This window comes from Mesorhizobium sp. M1312, assembly GCF_040318115.1.
GTDB lineage: Bacteria > Pseudomonadota > Alphaproteobacteria > Rhizobiales > Rhizobiaceae > Mesorhizobium.
The window spans coordinates 47,359-67,802 of record NZ_JAMYLQ010000024.1 but is presented as its reverse complement, the minus strand read 5'-3'; the positions used below and the strand labels follow the sequence as shown (position 1 = coordinate 67,802).

General features: G+C 62.4%; 16 protein-coding genes and 2 pseudogenes. 10 read left to right on the top strand and 8 right to left on the bottom strand.

Annotated elements, in window-relative coordinates; translation table 11 throughout:
* Positions 1–2: 2 nt before the first annotated feature.
* Positions 3–824: an enoyl-CoA hydratase gene (locus NKH36_RS24310; RefSeq protein ID WP_352960939.1), complete on the bottom strand. Its 822-nt coding sequence runs from the start codon at positions 822–824 to the stop codon at positions 3–5.
* Positions 825–1,005: 181 nt separating this feature from the next.
* Between NKH36_RS24310 and NKH36_RS24305 the strand changes: the two genes are divergently transcribed.
* The 3 genes from NKH36_RS24305 to rpsI all read left to right on the top strand — a co-directional run bounded on the left by NKH36_RS24305 (position 1,006) and on the right by rpsI (position 2,649).
* Entirely contained in the window at positions 1,006–1,470 is a 465-nt protein-coding gene (locus NKH36_RS24305; protein ID WP_352960938.1) for a PaaI family thioesterase, read from the top strand.
* 230 nt (positions 1,471–1,700) lie between these two features.
* On the top strand, positions 1,701–2,165 hold the full coding sequence (gene rplM, locus NKH36_RS24300; protein WP_352960937.1) for a 50S ribosomal protein L13: 465 nt from the start codon (positions 1,701–1,703) through the stop codon (positions 2,163–2,165).
* Between the two features lies 1 nt (position 2,166).
* Complete coding sequence (gene rpsI / locus NKH36_RS24295) at positions 2,167–2,649, top strand: 30S ribosomal protein S9 (RefSeq protein ID WP_027155304.1); 483 nt, start codon at positions 2,167–2,169, stop codon at positions 2,647–2,649.
* Between the two features lie 298 nt (positions 2,650–2,947).
* On the opposite strand, the pseudogene NKH36_RS24290 reads toward rpsI, so the two are convergent.
* Both NKH36_RS24290 and NKH36_RS24285 read right to left on the bottom strand, forming a co-directional pair.
* Positions 2,948–3,236 (bottom strand): annotated as a pseudogene (locus NKH36_RS24290) (GIY-YIG nuclease family protein).
* 238 nt (positions 3,237–3,474) lie between these two features.
* Entirely contained in the window at positions 3,475–4,533 is a 1,059-nt protein-coding gene (locus NKH36_RS24285; protein WP_352960935.1) for a glycerophosphodiester phosphodiesterase family protein, read from the bottom strand.
* Positions 4,534–4,971: 438 nt separating this feature from the next.
* Here NKH36_RS24285 and speB point away from each other — a divergent pair, with 438 nt between their 5' ends.
* From speB to NKH36_RS24270, 3 genes and pseudogenes are all read left to right on the top strand, one after another.
* On the top strand, positions 4,972–5,979 hold the full coding sequence (speB, locus tag NKH36_RS24280) for an agmatinase (protein WP_352960934.1): 1,008 nt from the start codon (positions 4,972–4,974) through the stop codon (positions 5,977–5,979).
* A 27-nt stretch (positions 5,980–6,006) separates the two neighbouring features.
* Positions 6,007–6,939: an N-acetyl-gamma-glutamyl-phosphate reductase gene (gene argC / locus NKH36_RS24275; RefSeq protein WP_352960932.1), complete on the top strand. Its 933-nt coding sequence runs from the start codon at positions 6,007–6,009 to the stop codon at positions 6,937–6,939.
* Positions 6,940–7,780, top strand: a pseudogene (locus NKH36_RS24270) (aminoglycoside phosphotransferase family protein).
* Here the strand turns inward: NKH36_RS24270 and NKH36_RS24265 are convergent.
* A complete protein-coding gene (locus NKH36_RS24265) occupies positions 7,770–8,861 on the bottom strand; it encodes a COX15/CtaA family protein (RefSeq protein WP_352960931.1) in 1,092 nt (363 codons plus the stop codon). The pseudogene NKH36_RS24270 and the gene NKH36_RS24265 sit on opposite strands and share 11 nt — an antisense overlap.
* A gap of 152 nt (positions 8,862–9,013) precedes the next feature.
* Between NKH36_RS24265 and NKH36_RS24260 the strand changes: the two genes are divergently transcribed.
* The 3 genes from NKH36_RS24260 to NKH36_RS24250 all read left to right on the top strand — a co-directional run bounded on the left by NKH36_RS24260 (position 9,014) and on the right by NKH36_RS24250 (position 10,890).
* Positions 9,014–9,232 (top strand): DUF2842 domain-containing protein, encoded by a 219-nt coding sequence (locus NKH36_RS24260; RefSeq protein WP_029353452.1) that lies wholly within the window; start codon positions 9,014–9,016, stop codon positions 9,230–9,232.
* A gap of 539 nt (positions 9,233–9,771) precedes the next feature.
* The gene (locus NKH36_RS24255) at positions 9,772–10,398 is read left to right on the top strand and encodes a class I SAM-dependent methyltransferase (RefSeq protein ID WP_352960929.1); all 627 of its coding nucleotides are present in this window, start codon (positions 9,772–9,774) and stop codon (positions 10,396–10,398) included.
* Between the two features lie 102 nt (positions 10,399–10,500).
* Positions 10,501–10,890: a hypothetical protein gene (locus NKH36_RS24250; protein WP_352960928.1), complete on the top strand. Its 390-nt coding sequence runs from the start codon at positions 10,501–10,503 to the stop codon at positions 10,888–10,890.
* A gap of 424 nt (positions 10,891–11,314) precedes the next feature.
* Here NKH36_RS24250 and NKH36_RS24245 read toward each other — a convergent pair whose 3' ends face one another.
* The 3 genes from NKH36_RS24245 to NKH36_RS24235 form a co-directional block, all read right to left on the bottom strand.
* Positions 11,315–11,851 carry a nuclear transport factor 2 family protein gene (locus NKH36_RS24245; protein WP_352960927.1) on the bottom strand — a complete coding sequence of 179 codons (537 nt, stop codon included), beginning with the start codon at positions 11,849–11,851 and terminating at the stop codon, positions 11,315–11,317.
* A 50-nt stretch (positions 11,852–11,901) separates the two neighbouring features.
* On the bottom strand, positions 11,902–15,303 hold the full coding sequence (locus NKH36_RS24240) for an AAA family ATPase (protein WP_352964877.1): 3,402 nt from the start codon (positions 15,301–15,303) through the stop codon (positions 11,902–11,904).
* 334 nt (positions 15,304–15,637) lie between these two features.
* Positions 15,638–16,693, bottom strand: a complete 1,056-nt coding sequence (locus tag NKH36_RS24235; RefSeq protein ID WP_352960923.1) for a polysaccharide deacetylase family protein — start codon at positions 16,691–16,693, stop codon at positions 15,638–15,640.
* Between the two features lie 90 nt (positions 16,694–16,783).
* On the opposite strand from NKH36_RS24235, the gene NKH36_RS24230 reads away from it, so the two are divergent.
* Positions 16,784–18,013 carry a GNAT family N-acetyltransferase gene (locus NKH36_RS24230; RefSeq protein WP_352960921.1) on the top strand — a complete coding sequence of 410 codons (1,230 nt, stop codon included), beginning with the start codon at positions 16,784–16,786 and terminating at the stop codon, positions 18,011–18,013.
* 25 nt (positions 18,014–18,038) lie between these two features.
* On the opposite strand, the gene NKH36_RS24225 is transcribed toward NKH36_RS24230, so the two are convergent.
* Complete coding sequence (locus NKH36_RS24225; protein WP_352960920.1) at positions 18,039–20,225, bottom strand: GumC family protein; 2,187 nt, start codon at positions 20,223–20,225, stop codon at positions 18,039–18,041.
* Positions 20,226–20,444: the final 219 nt, after the last annotated feature.

The following is a 20,444-nucleotide window of genomic DNA, read 5'->3' as shown; positions in this document are numbered from 1 at the left end:
GTCTAGTCGTCCGTCCATTCCGGCTTGCGCTTGCCGATGAAGGCGCCGATGCCCTCTTCCGCGTCGCGTGCCAGCATGTTGTCGACCATGACGCGGCCGGTATAGGCATAGGCCTCGGCCAGCCCCATCTCGGCTTGTTCGTAAAAAGCTTCCTTGCCGGTCTTGACGACCAAAGACGATTTGCCAGCAATGGTTTGCGCGTATTTGGTGACAATCTGATTCAGATATTCGCGCGGCACCACGCGATTGACCAGGCCGAATTCCTTGGCCGTTGCCGCATCGATCGTCTCGCCGGTCAAAAGCATCTCCATCGCCTGCTTGCGCGAGACGTTGCGTGACAGCGCCACCATCGGCGTCGAGCAGAACAGGCCGATATTGACGCCGGGCGTGCAGAAGGTCGCCTCATGCGAGGCGATCGCCAAATCGCAGCTCGCCACCAGTTGTGCCCCGGCCGCCGTCGCCAGACCATCGACCTCAGCGATCACCGGTCTGGGATGGCGCACGATCGCCTGCATCAGTGTCGCGCAAGCGGAAAACGTCTCCTCGAAGAATGCCTTGCCGCGATCGGCATCGCCGCGGTGAGCGGTCATTTCCTTGAGGTCGTGTCCGGCACAGAACACCTTTCCGGCCGCTGCCAGGATGATGACGCGGACGGATCTGTCGGCTTTCGCGCGGTCAAGTTCCGCCATCAGCGCCGCCATCACCGCCAGCGACAGCGCATTGGCTGGCGGATTGCTGAGCGTCAGGCGCAGGACGCCCTTGTCCAGCCTCGAGACGACAGGACCTTCGGCAACAGCCGGCTTGATGGCGACGATTTCAGCCATGTTCTCCAACCTCTTCATCGGCCAGCGACATCGGACGCGCGGCCATGGAACAAAAGAACTAGCACGCTGCCGATTGAAGAACAGCCTTGAGGCGTGTTTTCTCGGCGGTGCGGTCTCAGCCAAGTACCCTCGCCTTGGGACCGCCGGCGCCCATACCGGCCCCACAGACAGGAAACCGCCTATGCCTGCCCAAAGCAATCTCAAGCCGGTGCTGACCGCGGCGCAAGTCAATGCCTTGATGGAGACCGTCTACCCGCAGCTCAACGACCAGTTCACCTTCTACGAGGCGATCGAGGTGTTTCCGGGCGGCTGCACGGTGCGCCTGAATGCCGACGAGCGACATGTGCGCCCCGGCGGGACCGTATCGGGCCCGTCGCTGTTCACGCTGGCCGACATAGGCGGCTATGTCTGCGTGCTTTCGCATGCCGGGCCGGATGCGCTTTCGGTGACCACCAACCTCAACATCAATTTTGTCCGAAAGGCCGAGGCCGGACCGATCGACGGCCATTGCCGGATCCTGAAGCTGGGCAAGAGCCTGATGGTGTTCGATATAGACATCGTCGCCGGGCCGGAGGGACACACGGTAGCGCACGCCACGGGGACTTATTCGATCCCGCCGAGACGGATTAATGATGTGGTAAAATAATACCTTTCATGCAAGCGGTTGTTTTTACTGTATTTTACCCGCCGCCCGGCTTTTCGCCTGCCTTGACTCGAAAACCGCCCTCGCCTATAAGCCCTCACGGAACAGCGGCCCGCAAAGGCCGCCGTTTTGTTATTGGCGGCGGGCGAACGCTCGGCGTCAATCCAAGCAACAAGAAACGCCTTTCCTTGTCATTCGTCGATGGGGAAGGTCCGAACCGAAAGCAATAATCCATGGCAACCTTTTCGCAGAAGCCTGCGGATGTGGTGAAGAAGTGGGTGCTGATCGACGCCGAGGGTCTCGTCGTTGGCCGTCTCGCCACTGTCGTCGCCAATCATCTTCGCGGCAAACACAAGCCCACCTTCACCCCGCATGTCGACGACGGCGACAACGTCATCGTCATCAATGCCGACAAGGTGGTGTTCACCGGCAAGAAATTCACCGACAAGGTCTATTACTGGCACACCGGCCACCCTGGCGGCATCAAGGAGCGCACCGCGCGCCAGCTGCTCGAGGGCCGTTTCCCCGAGCGTGTCGTCGAGAAGGCCGTCGAACGCATGATCCCGCGCGGCCCGCTCGGCCGTCGCCAGATGAAGAATCTCCGCGTCTATGCAGGCACGGAACATCCGCATGTCGCCCAGCAGCCCGTCGCGCTCGACGTGGCCAAGCTGAACGCCAAGAACAAGAAGGTTTCGTAAAATGGCTGAGCTTTCCTCGCTCGCAGAACTCGGAACTGCCACCGGCAACACCAACACGCAGCCGGCTGCACCCGTCCATGTCCAGAAGCTCGACAAGTCGGGCCGCGCCTATGCCACCGGCAAGCGCAAGAACGCCATCGCGCGTGTCTGGGTGAAGCCCGGCTCCGGCAAGATTGTCGTCAACGACAAGGTGTTCGCCGAATATTTCGCGCGTCCGGTCCTGCAGATGATCCTCAACCAGCCGATCATCGCCGCCAACCGCGCCGGCCAGTACGACATCGTAGCCACGGTCATTGGCGGCGGCCTTTCCGGCCAGGCCGGTGCCGTGCGCCACGGCATCTCCAAGGCGCTGACCTATTACGAGCCGGCGCTGCGCGGCGTGCTCAAGAAGGGCGGCTTCCTGACCCGTGACAGCCGCGTCGTCGAGCGCAAGAAGTACGGCAAGGCGAAGGCCCGCCGCTCGTTCCAGTTCTCGAAGCGCTAAGCACTGCGCAGCTTCAAACATTCGAAAAGGCCGCCTCCGGGCGGCCTTTTCTTTTGGCGATTACTAACATGGCCCAAATTCAAGGCCGATCGGCCGGTACTTTGAAGGGCGAAAGGTCGCCTGCTCTTGTAGCCCTGCGAGCCAACCCCAGCGCAAACTCGCAAACCTTGGAGCGTAGCCGAAACACCCCTCCGCTTCGTCATCCGAGGGCGGAGCAAGGAGCGAAGCGACGCGGCGCAGACCCTGGGATCCATACCGTTACCTCAGCCGAAGAATGCAGCGGCTCAGAACCGAACGCCTACCACCCGGTACCACGAAAAAGCTCGAACCACTCTGGATTGGTCTTCTCGATCAGCTCGATCTTCCATTGGCGCGGCCAACGCTTCAGCGACTTCTCGCGCTGGATGGCGTCACGAATGTCAAAAATGCTCCTCGTACCAGACCAGACGCTGCACGCCGTAGCGGCTGGTGAAGCGCGAGCCTTGGCCGGATTTGTGCTCCGGCATGCGGCGGCCGAGATCATTAGTGACGCGGATGTAGATCGTGCCGCGCTTCTGGCTTGCGGTCATATAGGCATAGCCGGTCATGGTGGAAGGGTAACGAGCGCAGTTGCGGTACAAGTGCCGTTCTTGGCCGCTGCATTCTTCGGCTTGGTTAACGGCATGGATCCTAGGGTCTACGCCGCGTCGCTTCGCTCCTTGCTTCGGCCTAGGATGACGAAGGCGCGGGGGCTTACGGTTAATCGCAGAGGTTGGAGATTGGCAGCTGCAGGCCGGCCGGCAGCGCGACCGTCAGTCAAAGAACCAAATCCCCTGTGCAGAGGAACTAGTTGATGCTTGCGGTGTTCGCCGGCTCCGCCGGCCGCGTCTCATCAGAATAAGGCACGCGGTAGCCGTTCGCCGTCAGCCAGTGGATCGCCGCTTTCGGCTCGTCGGTCTGGATGATGGTGGCGCCGCGCTTGGCCCAGAAGCCGTAGGTCTCGCGCGGCAGACTGGCGAGCACCGCCAGTTCGTCGCCACGACCGCCGGCAAGGAAGCCGCCCGGCTTGTTGACGATGGCGTAGGTATTGGCCCAGATGTGCCAGTCGCCCCTTATCGCCGCCGCGCGCATGCGGGGGCTGAACAGCGGACCGCCGGTCTCGGTCAGCGTCTCTGATCCCGCGCGCCAGTTGATCATCTCGACCGCGCGCGGCGAAAAGATCCCGCTGACTTTCTCGGCGAAACCGGCGTCGCGAACCGCGTCATCGGCGATAATCGGCATGAACTGGAAACCACTGCCGATCGCGCCCATGGCGGCTTTGACAGTGGTGATCCTGGCCGGATTCCACAGGTTCTCCTTGACGATCACCTGTTCGGCCATGCCCAGATCGCGCGCGACCGCGATCATGCCGGCCAGGCTGTCGACATCGAGCTTGTTGTCGATGTTGATGAGTATCCTGTCCTTGGTCGCCATCAGCATTTCGCGCAGCGTCGAAACCGGCTCATCGGTGACAGCGCCGGTGCCTTCGATCACCAGTCTGCAAGTTTTGAGTTCGGCCAGCGTGCGCTTGATCACCTCGCCCTTGCAATTCGTCGTGCGGTCGAGCCAGCTGTCATGCATGATGACGAACTGGCCGTCCTTTGAGCGCCTGAGGTCGACCTCGACGATTTCGGCGCCAAGCGCGATCGATGCCTCGACGGCGGCGATCGAGTTCTCCGCATGAAGCGACTTGCGCGCTTGCATGCTGCCGGCGCGGTGTGCCGCCACCATCACATGATCGCGCCACTGATTGGCGTGTTCGAAACGGTCGAGAATCTGTCTGGCGCGTGTTTCGGCTGCCGATGCCGTGCCTGTGAAGAGCACCAAGGCGGCGGAAAGCAGAAGGTTCAGCCAGGTCGTTCGCATGAGAATCGCTCCGTACCGGATGGGCACCCGGTTAAGCGACGCACGTGACAGCCTGGTGAACGAAGCCGGCTTCGCAAATGCTGGAAAGTCCGGTCAATGCCGGCTAAAGCGGCCGTTCTGAAACCTCGAACCGACGGCAATCAGCAGGTCGCCGGCAATCAGCTTGCCGAGATCGATGCCGCCGTCCTGGCGGTCGGTGGGCCGGCTTGGCGCGCCCGTATCTGTTCCGCTCCGCGGCCGACACCATCCCATCCGGCGACGGCTATCTACTTTCGGTTGCATTCATGCTTACCTACGCAATTTCCGGGTTTGCCATGCGGGCTCACCTGGCAAGCAAGAATTTGTGACCGAGCGCGAATGGCCATGGCCTCGGAAGGGGTCGCATTTCTGAGAATTATATCCAATAAGGTTGCGCCTCGACGCACAGGAGATCGCTTCATGCCGAACAGCAACATCGACCACGCCTTCACCGCCCGGGCCAGGACGGGTGCGTCCTTCGAGCCGACCTATGCCGGCGCGCTGTCGTTCATGCGACGCAAATACACGAAGGACGTGAAGGGCGCGGACGCGGTGGTGTGGGGCATCCCTTTCGACGCCGCCGTCACCAACCGGCCGGGCGCGCGTTTCGGGCCGCAGGCGATTCGCCGCGCCTCGACCATCCTCGACAACGATCCGCAATATCCGTTCTCGCGCGATCTGTTCGAACAGCTTGCCGTGGTCGACTATGGCGATTGCCTGCTCGACAGCGGCAATCACCAGAAGACGCCAGGGACAATCGAGCGCGAGGCGGCGAAGATCCTGAAATCCGGCGCCTTCCTGCTATCGCTCGGCGGCGACCATTTCGTCACCTGGCCGCTGCTCAAGGCGCATGCCGCCATCCACGGCCCGCTGGCTCTGGTGCAGTTCGACGCCCACCAGGACACCTGGCCGGACGATGGCAAGCGCATCGATCACGGCTCCTTCGTCGGCCGTGCGGTCAAGGAGGGCATTATCGATCCCGACCGTTCGATCCAGATCGGCATCCGCACCCATGCGCCCGACACCTTCGGCATCAAGATCCTGTACGGCCACGAAGTCGAGGACATGCGCGCGTCCGATATCGCCTATGCCATCGTGGACCGCACTGGTGGCAAGAAGGCCTATGTCACCTTCGATATCGATTGCCTGGACCCGGCCTTCGCGCCCGGCACCGGCACGCCGGTCGCCGGCGGGCCGTCTTCGGCAAAAATCCTGTCGGTGCTGCGCCAGATCAATCAGGTCGATATCGTCGGCGCCGACGTCGTGGAGGTTGCGCCGGCCTATGATCACGCCGATATAACAGCGATTGCCGGCTCGACGGTGGCCATGCACTATCTTGGGCTCCTGGCGGAACGAAAGGCTCGACTCGAAGAGCTGAACAGCGGCAATCACGCCGTTGCGGCATTGAATCAGGCAAGCGGCATCTAACTGAGACAACAGGAATTCAGGCAGGTAATGAAACCGAAAATCTTCATCGACGGCGAGCACGGCACCACCGGTCTCCAGATCAGGGCACTGCTTGCTGAGCGCGGCGACCTGGAGATCATCTCCATTCCGAGCGAGCGCCGCAAGGAACCGGCAGCTAGAGCCGAGTTCCTCAACGCCGCCGATGTCGCGATCCTGTGCCTGCCGGACGCAGCCGCGAAAGAAAGCGTCTCGCTGATAACCAACGACCCCACCAAGGTCATCGACGCCTCGACCGCGCATCGCGTGGCCGAAGGTTGGGAATATGGTTTCGCCGAAATGGACAAGGATCAGGCGCGGAAAATCACTTCGGCGAAGCGCGTCGCCAATCCGGGCTGCTGGCCGCAAGGCCCGATCGCGACGCTCAGGCCGCTGGTGGCGGCCGGGCTGTTGCCGCCGGATTTTCCGGTCACCGTCAACGGCATATCGGGCTATTCGGGCGGCGGCCGGCCGATGATCGAGGACTATGTCGCCAAGGGCGAGGATGCCTCGGAATTTCTGCCCTACGGGCTGACCCTGCAGCACAAGCATGTGCCGGAGCTCAGGACCTATGCGAAGCTGTCGCATGACCCGATCATGCAGCCGGCGGTCGGGAATTTCGCGCAAGGTATGATCACAGTGGTGCCGCTGCAGCTCGGCGGCCTCGACTATGTGCCGACCGGCGCCGAACTTCATGCGGCGATCGCCGACCATTTCGCCGCCATCGATGGCGGCGTGGTGGAAGTGGCCCCCTATGAGCAACTGGAGCGCGTGCCGGAGATCAATCCGGAAATCTACAACGGCACCAACCGGATGAAGCTCTATGTCTTCGCCAATGACGACAGGGCCCAGGCGCTGCTGCTCGCCGTCTACGACAATCTCGGCAAGGGCGCCTCGGGTGCTGCCGTGCAGAACATGGATCTGATGCTCGGCCTCAAGCACTGAATGGACGCTCCGGCATTTCCGAAACGCTGGAAGGTCAGCGCGCCAGAACTGATTGCCGAGACGTTCAGCAGCCGCATCTGGAAGGTTTTTCGCGCGGACGGCTCGCCGGCGGTCGTCAAGGCCCTCAAAGCTTTCGACGACGTCGAAGACGAGTTGCGCGGCGAGCATTTCCTCGCCTGGCGGCGCGGCGAAGGCGCAGTGCGGCTGCTCGGCCGCGACGGCCACTGCATGCTGCTCGAATTTGCCGGCGAAACCCTGCTGTCACAAGTTCTCTTGGAGCAGGGAGACAATGCCGCTACAGCAATCGCGGCCGAAGTGATGGCAAGACTGTTCTCGCCATCCGACCACCCTGCCCCACCGGATCTGCAGCCGCTGCGGCTACGGTTTTCCAGCCTGTTCAAGAAGGCGAAGATCGATCGCGACGCCGGCGAAAAGAGCCTCTATGTCGAAGCGGCTGCGACCGCGGAGCGGCTGTTGGCCGATCCTGTCGACGTGCTGCCGCTGCATGGCGACCTGCACCACGACAACATCATGCAGGGACCGCGCGGCTGGCTGGCGATCGACCCGAAGGGCCTTCTTGGCGATCCCGGCTTCGATGCGGCGAACATGTTCTACAACCCGCTCGAGCGCGACGATCTTTGCCGTGATCCCCGGCCGGATTGCCCACATGGCCGAGATCTTCGCCACGACGCTCGGCCAAACGCCGCCAGCCATTCTGGATCACGCCATCGCCTATGGCTGCCTGTCGGCATTATGGCATCATGAAGACGGCAACGCGATCGAGGAAAGCCGCGAATTGTCCATTGCCGCGGCGGTCAGGGCGGTGCGGCTCAGCCTCTGACGGCGATCTGGTTGGGCAGCGGATAAGCGCCTTTGGTGCCGCGCCAATGCGCTGCGGCAAACCCCAGCAGGACTAGCGCGAATGCCTGATGCGTCAGCGCCATGTGCAGCGGCACATGCATCAGCAGCGTGCCGATGCCGATCAAGGCCTGCCCCAGCACCATCAGAAACAACAACGTCGCGCGGCGCGCATGCGTCGTGCCGGGCTGGCGGCGGTGCGTCGCGATCATGTGCCAAAGAGCTGCGCCGAAGATCGCGTAGGCGCCGAGCCGGTGGATGAACTGAACCGTCTTCGGGCTCTCAAAGAAATTGCGCCATGCCGGCTCGAGGATCAACAGATCGTCGGGGATGAGCTTGCCGTCCATCAGCGGCCACGTGTTGTAGCTCAGGCCGGCATCGAGCCCGGCGACCAGCCCGCCGAGATAGATCTGGATCAGCGCCAGCAGCACCAGAAAGCAGGCCAGACGCTGCGTCGAACGGTCAGCGGCGGGCTCGGAGTGTGGGGCCAATCCACGCGCGACCATCATGGTCGCGGTGAAGATCAGCGCGGCCAGCGTCAGATGCGTCGCCAGCCGGTACTGGCTGACGGAGACCCGGTCGACCAGTCCGGACGCCACCATCCACCAGCCGATCGCGCCCTGCAGGCCGCCGAGGACGAGGATGCCGATCAGCTTTGGCCCAAGGCCGCGTTCGATGCGGCGCGTCGCCCAGAAAAATACCAGCGGCACGGCAAAAATCACGCCGACACCGCGCGCCAGGATCCGGTGCACCCATTCCCACCAGAAGATCGACTTGAACGCGTCGATGCTCATGCCTTTGTTAAGCTCGGCATATTGCGGGATCTGCTGGTAGCGCTGGAATTCCTCCTGCCATTCGGCGTCGTTGAGCGGCGGGATGATGCCGTGGATCGGCTTCCATTCGGTGATCGACAGGCCGGACTCCGTGAGCCTGGTGGCGCCGCCGACCAGCACCAGTACGAACACCACCAGAAGCACGACGTAGAGCCAGCCGCGCACCAGCGCCCGGTTGCGCAGGTCGCGGTCGCGGGCCACGAAAGGCGCGGCAGCTGATATGGCAGCCATAGGCTTGTCCCGGCAGGTTGCAGTCGCGGATTGGTGAACCATCGCAACCCCGCTGGCAAGACTGGATAGCGCGGCACGCCGTCGCGCCGCTTCTTGCGGGTTGCGTGCCTCTCCCGTTGGGCCTAAGCGATAGGGATCAACGGGATCGCGAAATGCCCATTCGCCTGAAGAAGCTGATCGGAACATTCCTGCTGGTGGCGCTGGTCATCGTCTATGCGCTGGTCGCATCGATCGTGGCGGTTGCCCAACTGGCGGAATCGGGACCTTGGGCGCATTTCCTGTTCTTCCTGCTCAGCGGCATGCTCTGGGTGTTGCCGGCTATGGGCATCATCAAATGGCTGATCCTGGAGCCCCCGCGCCCGAAGAATTGACGCTCGCTCGCCGCCGCTAGATGGTGAAGCCTCACGCTTGCTACCCGACGTGTAGGGCAGAGAACCGTTTTCGTGCGCTGGTTGATAGGTTGACGGGGATCGACCTCGAAAAGGAGGGCTACTTCGTCCGTCACCGCCGAACGCACTAGCAGTGACGGGCGCGTGCCGGAGACTCGGCTGTCCTCAATCGGCTCAAAAGCCATACCCAATTGAGGACATTTCAAGGGGAGCAGATGTCACGACGTGTTCGAGCCAAGTACAGGCGGATCATCTTCGGCCAGGGTAGAACCGGCGCGAAACTAGTCGAATGCATCCCGCCATGTCTGCTTCAGGAAAAGCGAAAACTGATCGCTATGGCCTATATCAGGCGCATTGCCGCCCGGCAGCCATGGGCAATCGGTAGTGTCTCAGATCGTACTTCTGCTAATGCTGGGAAGCAAATCGCCCGCGATGTCACCAACGACCGAAAGTGTGAGGGCGCAACGGGCTGATGGGCCTCTCGCTCATCGGGCCTCTTGTCTTGAAGGAGGAGCGCTAGGATGAGCACCGACCGGGATACCGTGCGGTCCTATGATACGGTCGCGGCGGAGTACGCTGCCGAGGCCGCGGCGATGCCAGAATGGGTCGCGACAGAGATCGATGCGTTCGTGACCGAGCTGGGTGCCTCTGGCAGGGTGCTGGAGATCGGAAGCGGTGGCGGGCGAGATGCACTTGAGCTTGAGAGGCGGGGGATTAGCGTCCGACGCACCGACATTTCAAAGGGTTTCGTCGAACTGCTTCGCGAGAGTGGCTTCGAGGCCGACCTGTTGGACCCGCTGACCGAAGACTTGGCCGACCCGCAGCGTCCCGGCACGCCGTACGACGGGATCTGGGCCTGTGCCTGCCTGATTCACGTCGCGCGCGAGGATTTCGGCACGGTGCTTGGACGGCTTGCCGAGGCGACCCGGCCCGGTGGCCGACTGCACGCCTCGGTTAGAGACGGCGATGGCGAGGATGTGTCCACACACGGCAGCGCTGCAGCGCCTCGGCGCTACGTCGAGACGTACTGGCGCGAGTCTGCCCTGCGGTCCGCACTCACAGACGCCGGCTGGATCGTCAGCCAGGTACGTCGGTGCATCGGAAAGCCCGATGATCGGTGGCTGAGCGTTCGGGCGAGTCGGGCGTGACGCACACAGACCTTGCGGAGAAGGTCAGCATTCGGGATGCCTCCATGTTGTGCTACATCGAGACTCGTCGGCGGCGGCGAGAGCGACAAGGGGTGGCAAGGCATGCTGGAAATCGAGAAGGACACTGCGACGAGGATCATCGACGCGCTGGCGGTCGCCATCGACGGCAAGCCCTCTTCGGCGAAGAGTTTCAACCAATTCCCCTACGAGGACCTCGCCGACTACGGCAACTGGGGTCAAGACAACAATGACTCTAAGAGGGACACGCCGCGCACGCGGGCGCTGTTCATGGCCTACCTCGTCTTCTCCGGCGGACGCATCCCGCTGCGCGGCATCGAGATGCACGGGACCTATTTCCGGCCGGACGTCTGGGTCGCAGGTGCGCTCGTCAAGAAGGGCTACCTGACCGTCAACGAGAGCGCGCAGGAATTCGTGGTCACGCAGGACGGCTGGAGCTTCGTCGCTGACACGCTGGAAGTCCTCGGGAAATAGCCACGCAAGCATCGATCGTGGCCCAACTGGCGGGACCGTGGGCGCATTCCTGTTCTTCCTGCTCAGCGGCATGCTCTGCCGGCCATGGGCATCCTGGAACCACCGCGGCCGAAGAACTGAGGCTCGCTCGCCGCCGCCAGATGGTGAAGCCTGACGTTTGCCACCCGACGCGTAGGGCAGCTCAGGGTGGTTTTCTGCCTTCCGTGTCGCCGATCGGAACGCGCAGGCGGCGCCATATCAAGACCGTCGTGGTCTCACTTGCGAAAATCGTGATCCGCACTCAATCCAGACATCTAGTGATTGGACTTGACGCGCTACTTCGGGACGAGCGACCCGGCGCGGCTTCCTGGGCTTGGATGGATCGCGCCGTTTCGGCCGGGGTCGTTATGTGGCTCATTCGAGCGCAACAGAGCGCGACCCGCGATCACTCTAGGCTGGTCTTGCCGAGCTGAGTGTACCAAGTGGCGTTGTCCCAAAAGCTCGTGATCTTGACGATCCGGCCTTCCTCGTTAGTTTCCAGAATGAACAGATGGCGCAACCAATACTCCTTGCCTTTGTTCGTGATACCAAACGCGTCCTTAGTCTGCTTTCCGCCGATGTGAACATCCACGAAGGCAATGTCACCGCTCTTATCCTCCCAGATTGTGCTAACCTCGTTGCGCAGGTCAGGGAAAGCATCGATCAGGGTCCGCCAGACCGGCACGCCATCTTTGAGGACATTGCCGGAACCAGCGTCACCGAAAGGCACGTAGACGAACGTGGCATTCTCGGTAAAAAGAGTGGTCATGGCGTCTACTTTCCGATCGCGGTAAGCGTCGAAGAATTTCTTTGCCGCTTCCGCTGCATTTGCCGCTTCCGCCGCAGCGACCGCGAAGGCAGACAAGCTGATTGCGATCAGCACCGCCGCCGAAATCCGAGCTAGGTGTAATTTTTCCCGTGTCCTGAGTGAATGGAATGTCATCATCTCCTCCCCGAGGTTGTTGACTGCAGCAGATTGTCCAAAACGGCAGATCAGGATTCTACAAGATCGAGAAATGTCCTCGCTTCCTTGATGTCCGGCGTTGCGAAGCCCTCTGTGAACCAGTCGCAAACCGGTGCGAGAAGGTCGTGAGCCCTTTGCCGCTCGTTTCCCTGGGCCCAGAGTCGGGCAAGAGATGTGGCGGCTCGCAGCTCCCAAAGCTTGGCGCGTTGATGTTGGGCCACGGTAAGCGCGTGCAGGAAGGAAGCCTCGGCCTTCTCGTGGGCATTCAAGTCCAGGAGCAGTTCGCCCTTGCGGAGGTGCAACTCAGTTTCGTTCCACCGCTCGTTGGTCTCGGTGATCAATGCGAGCCCTTCCTCGATCCTGTCGAGTGCCGCGCGTGGGTTGCCAAGCCTGCTGAGGGCGCCGGCGAGCATGAGCAGCCAGCGTGGCACAAAAAGCTTCGCGTCGTGCCCACGCCATTCGACTATGCCGTCACGCATTTGAGCAAGACCGCTATCCGACTCACCCGCCTGGATCAGAACCCAACCCTTGAGAATGACCCCTGCTGTACGCCAAAGTGAGAAACCGTGCTCCGTACTGATTGAGATCAGTTCGTCGACTATGGCCTCATCCGCGCCAAAGTTGCTGTCACGCTTATAGGCGCCGAGATCTCTCGAATAAGTGCAAAACAGGGCCGATTGGAACAGGCCGAACGCCGCGGATGGACTATGCCGGTGGTGTCTTATAGCCTGCAACAACTCGACGTATTTCTCGAATGCTTGATCGGGATAACCGAGGTGCAGCAGCGCGTGGGCGATATAGCAAAGGTTTGCGATACGGGGATCATAGGCGAATCGATAGGCAAGCGCGGCGTGCTCGTTCGGATCGTACAGCGCCAACGACGCCTCCATATGCTTGCGTCCGGCATCAAAATCTCCCCGGTGCACCGACGTGATGCCGACGCACCGGTGTGCGATCATGATTGTGGCCCGATCGCAGTCGCATTCCGCCCTGCGCAGCATCGATGTCGTCGTTGCCAGTGCAGCATCGAGTTGACCACGCAGAAGATAGACGAGATACCGACCGTAATCGGCCACGCTGCGCAGAGTGATGTCGTCCACTCGCTCGCACAACTCCTCGGCTCGGGCGAACGCCGCTGCGGTGGCCGGCGACGACCAACCTTTGGCCGCCATAAAGGCGGTTCCCAACGCCACCTGCATATCCAGCTCCAGGCGGACGCGCTCCTGAGTGTCAGGTAGCGTGCGGACAAGTCTTAGCCCATTTTCCAGGTGTGCGATCGACTCCAAAATTGCAGAGCGCTGGATTGCCGATTGCGCGGCTTGCCACCAGTAGCTGACTGCCCGTTCGCTGAGGCCTGCCTCGGTGCAGTGATGGGCAATGATCTCCGGCAAAGCCTCGGAACCCGCTGCCACACGCTCTTCAAGAGCCGCGGCGATGCGCGCGTGCATCTGCTGCCGCCGAGTTTTAAGAAGGCTGGAATACGCCGCATCCTGCACGAGCGCATGCTTGAAGCTGTAGGTCGCTTCCGGCTGCGCACCGCGGCAATAGATCAGCTCGGACCTGCAGAGCTGGGCCAAAGCGTCCTGCAGTTTGTCTTCGTCGTGCGGCGCCACGGCGGCCAGCAGATCGTGCGAGAATTCGCGGCCGATTACAGCCCCGATCTGCGCCACCTCCTTGACCGGCGCCAGGTGATCGAGGCGTGCCATTAGCGAGTCGTGCAGCGTAGCCGGGATTGCCAGCGGCGGGAGAGTTCCGGTCAACTCGAAATGATTGCCGACCTCCCGCAAAAGGCCTGATTCCAGGACTGTCTTGGTCAGCTCCTCAACGAATAGCGGAACCCCGTCAGTTCGCGCCATGATCTGGTCCAGAACCTCGCGCGGTAGCGCCTTGCCGCCGGTAACGCGGAGAGCCACGGCTGCGCCGTGCCGTCGCGTGAGACGAGAAAGCGAGAGCTGGGTCACATGGGCATGGCTGGTCCAGGGTGGGCTGAATTCCGGCCGGAAGGTGATCAGAACCAGTGCCGGCAGACGCTGGACCCGCTCAATTACCAAGCCCAGCAGCTCTAGTGTCGAAGGATCGATCCAATGCACATCCTCGTATACGGCCAACACAGGCTTCTGCTTGGCGAGGCCGGCGAGCTGCTCGACCAAGATTTCCAGTGTGCGCTGCTTGATGCGCTGTGGCGGCAGATCGATTGGCGGGTAGCGTGTTTCAGTTGGGATCGCAAGCAGAACGGTCAGCACTTGCGCCGCCTCCCGGTCCTGCTCTCCGCCCCGAGCGAGCAGAGTTTCAAGTTTATCGAGCTTCATCTCTGCGCTGTCATCACGGTCGAAATGCGCCGCCCGCTCCAAAAGTCCGACCACCGGATAAAGCGCACTGTTGGTGTGGTACGGCGAGCAGTAATTGCTGAGCGGGATGTACGATTCGTTGGCCAACTGCTCGCGCAGGGCGCGCACAATGCGCGACTTGCCAATCCCCGGCTCCCCGGAGAGGAGGATCACCTGTCCTTCACCGTCCTCCGCCCGCGACCAGCGTTCCAGAAGCAGAGCCAGCTCCTGCTCGCGGCCAATGAGCTTCGTCAGCGCGCCGGTGTGGAATGCCTCGAAGCGGCTTTCGGCCCGGCCCTCGCCTCTGACGGAAAAGGCTTTCAAGGCCGTTTCGAAGCCCTTCAGAACCTGTGGTCCCAGATCCTCCAACTCGAACAAATCGCCCAGCAGATGTCGTGTGCTCTCGGCGACAATTACGCTGCCAGGTCGGGCCAAGTCCTGCAGTCGCGAGGCCAAGGTCGGCGTCTCGCCGACCACCGCCCGCTCGCGCGCTTCCTTGTCGCCGATAAGCTCACCGACCACCACGAGACCCGTCGCGATCCCCACCCGGCCCGCAAGCGGCTTGCCATCCGGCGCCCGCAGTTGCGCCACTGAACTGGCAACCGCCAAGCCTGCGCGCACCGCCCGCTCGGCATCATCTTCATGCGCCCGTGGCCAGCCGAAATATGCCAGCACACCATCGCCCATGAATTTCGCAATGTGTCCCTCGAAGCGAGTAATCTCGCCTGCGCAACAATTCTGGTGGCCTCGGATGATCTCACTCATCTCCTCGGGATCGACCCGAGCCGAAATCGCGGTGGAGCCGACCAGATCAGCGAACATCACGGTCAGCTGCCGCCGCTCGGCACCGGTTGGGGGTGCCGACGCAAGTTCAGCGACTTGAGTCAACGCTTTGACACCTTCAGCTGAGATTGCCGAGGAACTTTCCCGCAGCTCGGCGATAGCCTCTAGAAGCTTCCGGCGGTGCCCTACCGAACTGACGCCGATGTCCTTGAGATCCTCGGCCGTCAGCCGCAGGAGGACTTCGGCCTCGACGTTGTTCTCACGAAAGGCCGTGCCGTATTGCTGCAGCCCTAAGCTGCGCAGCCACTCCTCAATGTCCATGTCCCACTTCCGCGGTGGAGACGCCGGAGGGCTCCTTCGCCAACAGTCCGGCAGACTTCCACAAACGGGGGTCCCATGCAACGTCATGGAAGTTGTGGCCGGCGGGCTTCTGGCGGCTGGCGTGTTAGCGAGGTAGGCGATCAACCGTCCGGTCTTTTGAACCCTGCCGAATTTCAGATCGCTGGAACGAACGGCAGATCCCCACAGCTGTCCTTAAACCACGCCCGCGCCAAGGTCGCAAAGGGTCACGACGTTCCCTTGACCTGCCATCAGGGATGGCCCGCAAGGGGTCGGTTCTTGCCGTCCACCGGTACCAAGTGTCAGACTTTCACCACTAGATGGTGACAAGCATCTTGCCGGCATTGGCCAGCGGCGTCGTCACACCCGACAGCATCGTGCGGATATGGGCAACGCTTTGATAGCGACCGTTGACCGAAATACGCGGCAGCGCTTGCAGGAAGCCGGCGTGTTCGGCGCGCAGCACGCCGTGGCGCGTCGTCACCGCCGAGGCATAGCCGGCATCGCGGGCAAAGCCGACTTCGCGGTCGCTAACGGCGCTGGCATAGCCATAGGGATAGGCGAAATGGCGCGGCTCCTCGCCGAGTTCGGCCTGCAATATGCGCCTGACGTCGTCGACCTCGTGCCGCGCATCGGTTTCCGGAAGCCGCTTCAGATTGCGATGATTGACGGTGTGCGCGCCGATCGTCACCAGCGGATGCCCTGCCATGATGCGGATCTCGTCCCAGTTCATCAAAGTGCTCTGGCGCGCGTCCAATTCGATTCCGTTCGACCGCGCCAATTCGCGCAGCACCGCGCGCTGATCCTCCTCGCGGACCTCCAGCGTCAGATAGTCGTGCAGGTGCGCAAAGGCCTGGAGTTTCTTGCCCGGGGTCGAGCAGTCGATCGTCATCGGACCGTTCGGTGTTGCCAGACTCAACCGGTCCCGCGCGCTGACGATGTCCTCGGCCACCTCCCACCATAGATCGGCGGCGCCGTTTATCAGCCCCGGCGCGACATAGATGGTAACCGGCGCGCCGTGCTTTTCCAGTACCGGCAGGGCCTCGGTCATGTTGTCGCGGTAGGCGTCGTCGGCGGTGATCGCCGCGAACTGGCCGCCCTTGCCGCCGGCCTTGATGCGTTCGATCGCCTCGTCCAGCGTGACGAATGTATAGCCGTGCGCCTTCATGTCGACGATCACGGCGTCGAGGAACTCAGGCGCGATGTTGAGATGCCGGTTGACGCTATCAGGTTTTTCCGGCGTAGCGGTGACCCGATGCAGCATCAGGATGGCGCCGATGCCGCCGACAAACGGCTTGGCCAGCGGGGCAAGACCGGTATAGCGGACGACGTTGAGCGCCAATTTCCGGATTGCCTCGCCCCCGTCGATCATTCATTCACCTTTTGCGCCTAGGCTCATCCAAGCACGGATTGCGCCTACGCGCGCCCCAATCGCGGTGAATACGCCCTAAAGGATTGAGGTATGGTTGACGCCACCGCGTCATTTGACGGCAGTCGGCTCGAAGCAATGGAAGCGGCGCCGCGTGCGTTGCCTGCGGATCATGCTGGCCTGTCGGTCTCGGTCTCCGACGATGCGGCACTTGCGGCCTATGCCAAGTTCTGCCGTTCGGCGCTGTTCGCGCCGGCGCAAAGCCCGGCCTGGATCCTGAACTGGGCCAGATATGCCGAAGCGGACACCATTTTGGCGACGCTGAGCGCTGAAGGCCGCCCGGCTTTTTCGTTGGCGCTGGAAGTCACCAGCCGCGGTCCGTTCCGCGTCGCCCGTCTCATGGGCGGCCGCCATGCCAACGGCAATTTCGCCGCCGCCGACCCATCTTGGCTGACCAGGGCGGATGGCGCGGCAATCGGCTCGATGCTGGCGGCGATCGCCAGGGCGCGGCCGGACATCGACCTCGTCGCACTGGAACGGCTGCTGCCCGATCTCGACGGCATTGCCAATCCGCTTCTATCCCTCCCGAATTATCCAAGCCCCAACCTGTCGCTGGCCGTCGACTTGGCGGGAGGTTTTGATGCATTGCTCTCCCGCGCGAGCGGCAAGCGCAGGCGCAAGAGGCACCGCTCGCAGGCGCGAAAGTTCGAAGCCGTCGGCAGCCGCCGCCGCATCGAGGCCCAGACAGCGGACGAGGTGAACAGACTGCTCGATGCGTTTTTCGAGATGAAGGAGTTCCGCTTCCGTAAGATGGGCATCGCCAACGTCTTCGGTGAGCCGGAGGTTCGTGCTTTCTTCCGCGCGTTGTTCGTCGAAGCGCTTTCCGACGACAAGCCGTCCTTCGTGCTGCACGGGCTCGAAGTCGCCGGCAAGCTTCGCGCCGTCACCGGATCGAGCCGCTCGGGAAAACGCCTGATCTGCGAGTTCGGAGCGATCGCCGACGACGACGTCGCCCATGCCAGCCCCGGCGACTTCCTGTTTTTCGACAACATCGAGGAAGCCTGCGAGAGGGGATTCGATGTCTATGATTTCTCGGTCGGCGACGAACCCTACAAGCGGCTGTGGTGCGATATCGAGACCCAGCATTTCGATGTCCTGCTTCCGCTGACGATCAAGGGCCGCGCGCTGGTGTTTGTCCTGCGGCAAGGCGCGCGCCTGAAAACCTTCGTCAAGAACAGCCCGACGATCTGGAAGCTGACCAAGATGCTGCGCCGCAAGACGGCCGGTCAGGCAGCACCTGCGGCGGGCGAAGACGACGGCTGACCGCTGCCGAGACCTCCGGGACGTCTCAGGCGGCGGAGCGCCGTCCGGGTACCGGCGTTCCTGGCGTCTCATAGCCGACCGGCGTCACCAGCGTCAGGTCGGGATAGCCGCTCTCGATCAGTTCAACTGCGGCCTGCGCCACCTCGTCGTCCGGCTCCAGCAGCGACAGGAAGACCTCGGTGCCTTCGCCGACAAGGCGGCTGATGCCTTGCGCATCGGCGGGTCCGCATTCGACCACGACCAGATCGTAGGCGGTGGTCAGCGACTGCATGATGATCGGCAGCCGGTCGGCGGCGCGCATGGCGCGGACCGGATCGGCAGTGCCGACGGGAATGACGTGGCAGTCCGAATAGAGATCGGGGTGGATCACGTCGCTGAACTGCGCTTCGGAGGCGAGCAGATTGGTAATGCCCGGGAACAGCCCGCCGTCCAGCATCGGCCGTGAGGCGGCGCCCGAGGCGGTGAGATCGAGCAGGAGCACACGCAGGCCGGCGTCGGAGACGTCACGCGCCACCAGCACCGACGAGGCGGCCGCTTCGTCGCCTTCCGGCGACACGAATATGGCGCGCGCCGCCCCGGTTGTGATCAGTTTTTCCACCGCCTTGTCGATTTCGACCTCGCCAAGGGTGGGGCGCGCCGACTTGACGTCCTCGCCAGTTGCTGGGGCAGTTTCTGGCGCCGCGGCAGCCGCTTCCGGCTCTGCCTGCGCTTCCGGCGCCCGATGCTCGACGTCCTCGATATCGGCCGGTTCGTGATTGGGTTCGTGGGCAACCGGCATCGCGACCTGTTCGATCCGCTCGAAGCGGGCGCCGGCGGCAGGCCGCATGGCGCGACCCGAAAACAGCTCTTGCAGAAGCGTCACGATCGCCATGAGCAGCAACGAGCCGACGAAGGCCGCACCGGCGATCGGCAGGATCTTCGGGAAATAGGGCTCGGACGGCGCCACCGCGCGGGAAAAGACGCGGGCGTCGACCGGCAGATAGTTGCTGTCCTTGCGCGAGGACGCCTCACGGTAACGGGTCAGGTAGGATTCGAGCAGCTGCCGCTGGGCGGTCGCTTCGCGCTGCAGCGCATCCAGTTCGACCTGCTGGTCGCCGGCGCGCGCAGATGCGGCCTTCAGCGTGTTGACGTCGGCGACAAGCTGGTTTTCGCGGGCCTGAGCGGTCTGCGCCTGCGTCATCAGCCCTTTCATGATCTTTTCCGCCTCGTTGCGGATCTGGCGGTCGAGATCGGCAAGCTGCGACCTCAGCGCCCGGATGCGCGGATGATTGTCGAGCAAGGAGGTGGAAAGATCGGCGATGTTGGTCTTGAGCTCGACCTGTCGCTCGCGCAGCCGCTGGATGAGTTCGGAAGACAGCACCTCCGGTACCGCATCCAGCGAGCCGCCGTTCTGCAGCGCCCTGCGTACGCTGTCGGCAGTCGCTTCCGCCGAGGCGCGATTGGCGCGCACCCGCGACAGTTCGCTGGACAGTTCGGAAAGCTGCTGCGTGGCCAGCACCGAATTGTTGCCGCCCATCAAAAGATCGGACTGGGCGCGGTAGCTTGCTACCTTGGCCTCGGCATCCTTCACCCGCTTCGACAGGTCGGCGATCTCCGGCGCCAGCCAGTCGGTTGCGGCGGAATTCGATTCGATGTTGGCATTGCCCTGGACGGAGATGTAGGCGTCGGCGATGGCGTTCGGAATTTCTGCGGCGAGCCTGGGATTTTCCGAGGAGAATTCGATGACGATAACGCGAGATTTTTCAACGCGATAGACGTTGAGCTTCTCGCGCATCTTCGTCAGCACGCGTTCTTCCGGCGGAATCTCGTTGGGGTCGCTTTTCAGCCCGGCGATGACGAGCAGACGACTCGACACCGGCATGTCCGCCGTCTCGTCGAATTCGGGAAGCCGCGACAAATTGAGCTTCTGCGCCACCTGCTTGAGGATGTCGGTCGAGGAAATAACCTCGACCTGACTGGTCACGCCTTCCTCGTCGAGGATCGGCTTATCGTTGTCATTGGTGCCGTCGGGGCGCGTGTAAACCGACTCGCGTGTCTCGATCAAAAGCCGTGTTTCGGCCCGGTAATGCGGCGTGGCGAGCCAGGTGAGCGCGAACGCCAGGCCGGTTATGAAAAGCGCGACGACAAGAATGCGCAGCCAATTCCTCGCAAGGCTTGCGAAGAGCTGCCTGAGATCGACGTCGACATCTGCGGCCGCGGATTGTACGGACATGCATCCTGCTCCGGTATTTAGTCAGGACGCACCGTAAACAACTATGGTAACTCAGCCGTTAATATCGCGGTAAGCATCTGTTAGGTTTTACTCGCAAGCGGCAATAAAACCCATCAAAACCGGCCGTCTTTTGTTCGGTCGCCGTCGCTTCGGCCGCCCGCCTTTACCGGCCATTAACCCTAACGGGACGATAACGGACCTCGACCCCCAGAGTTTGCC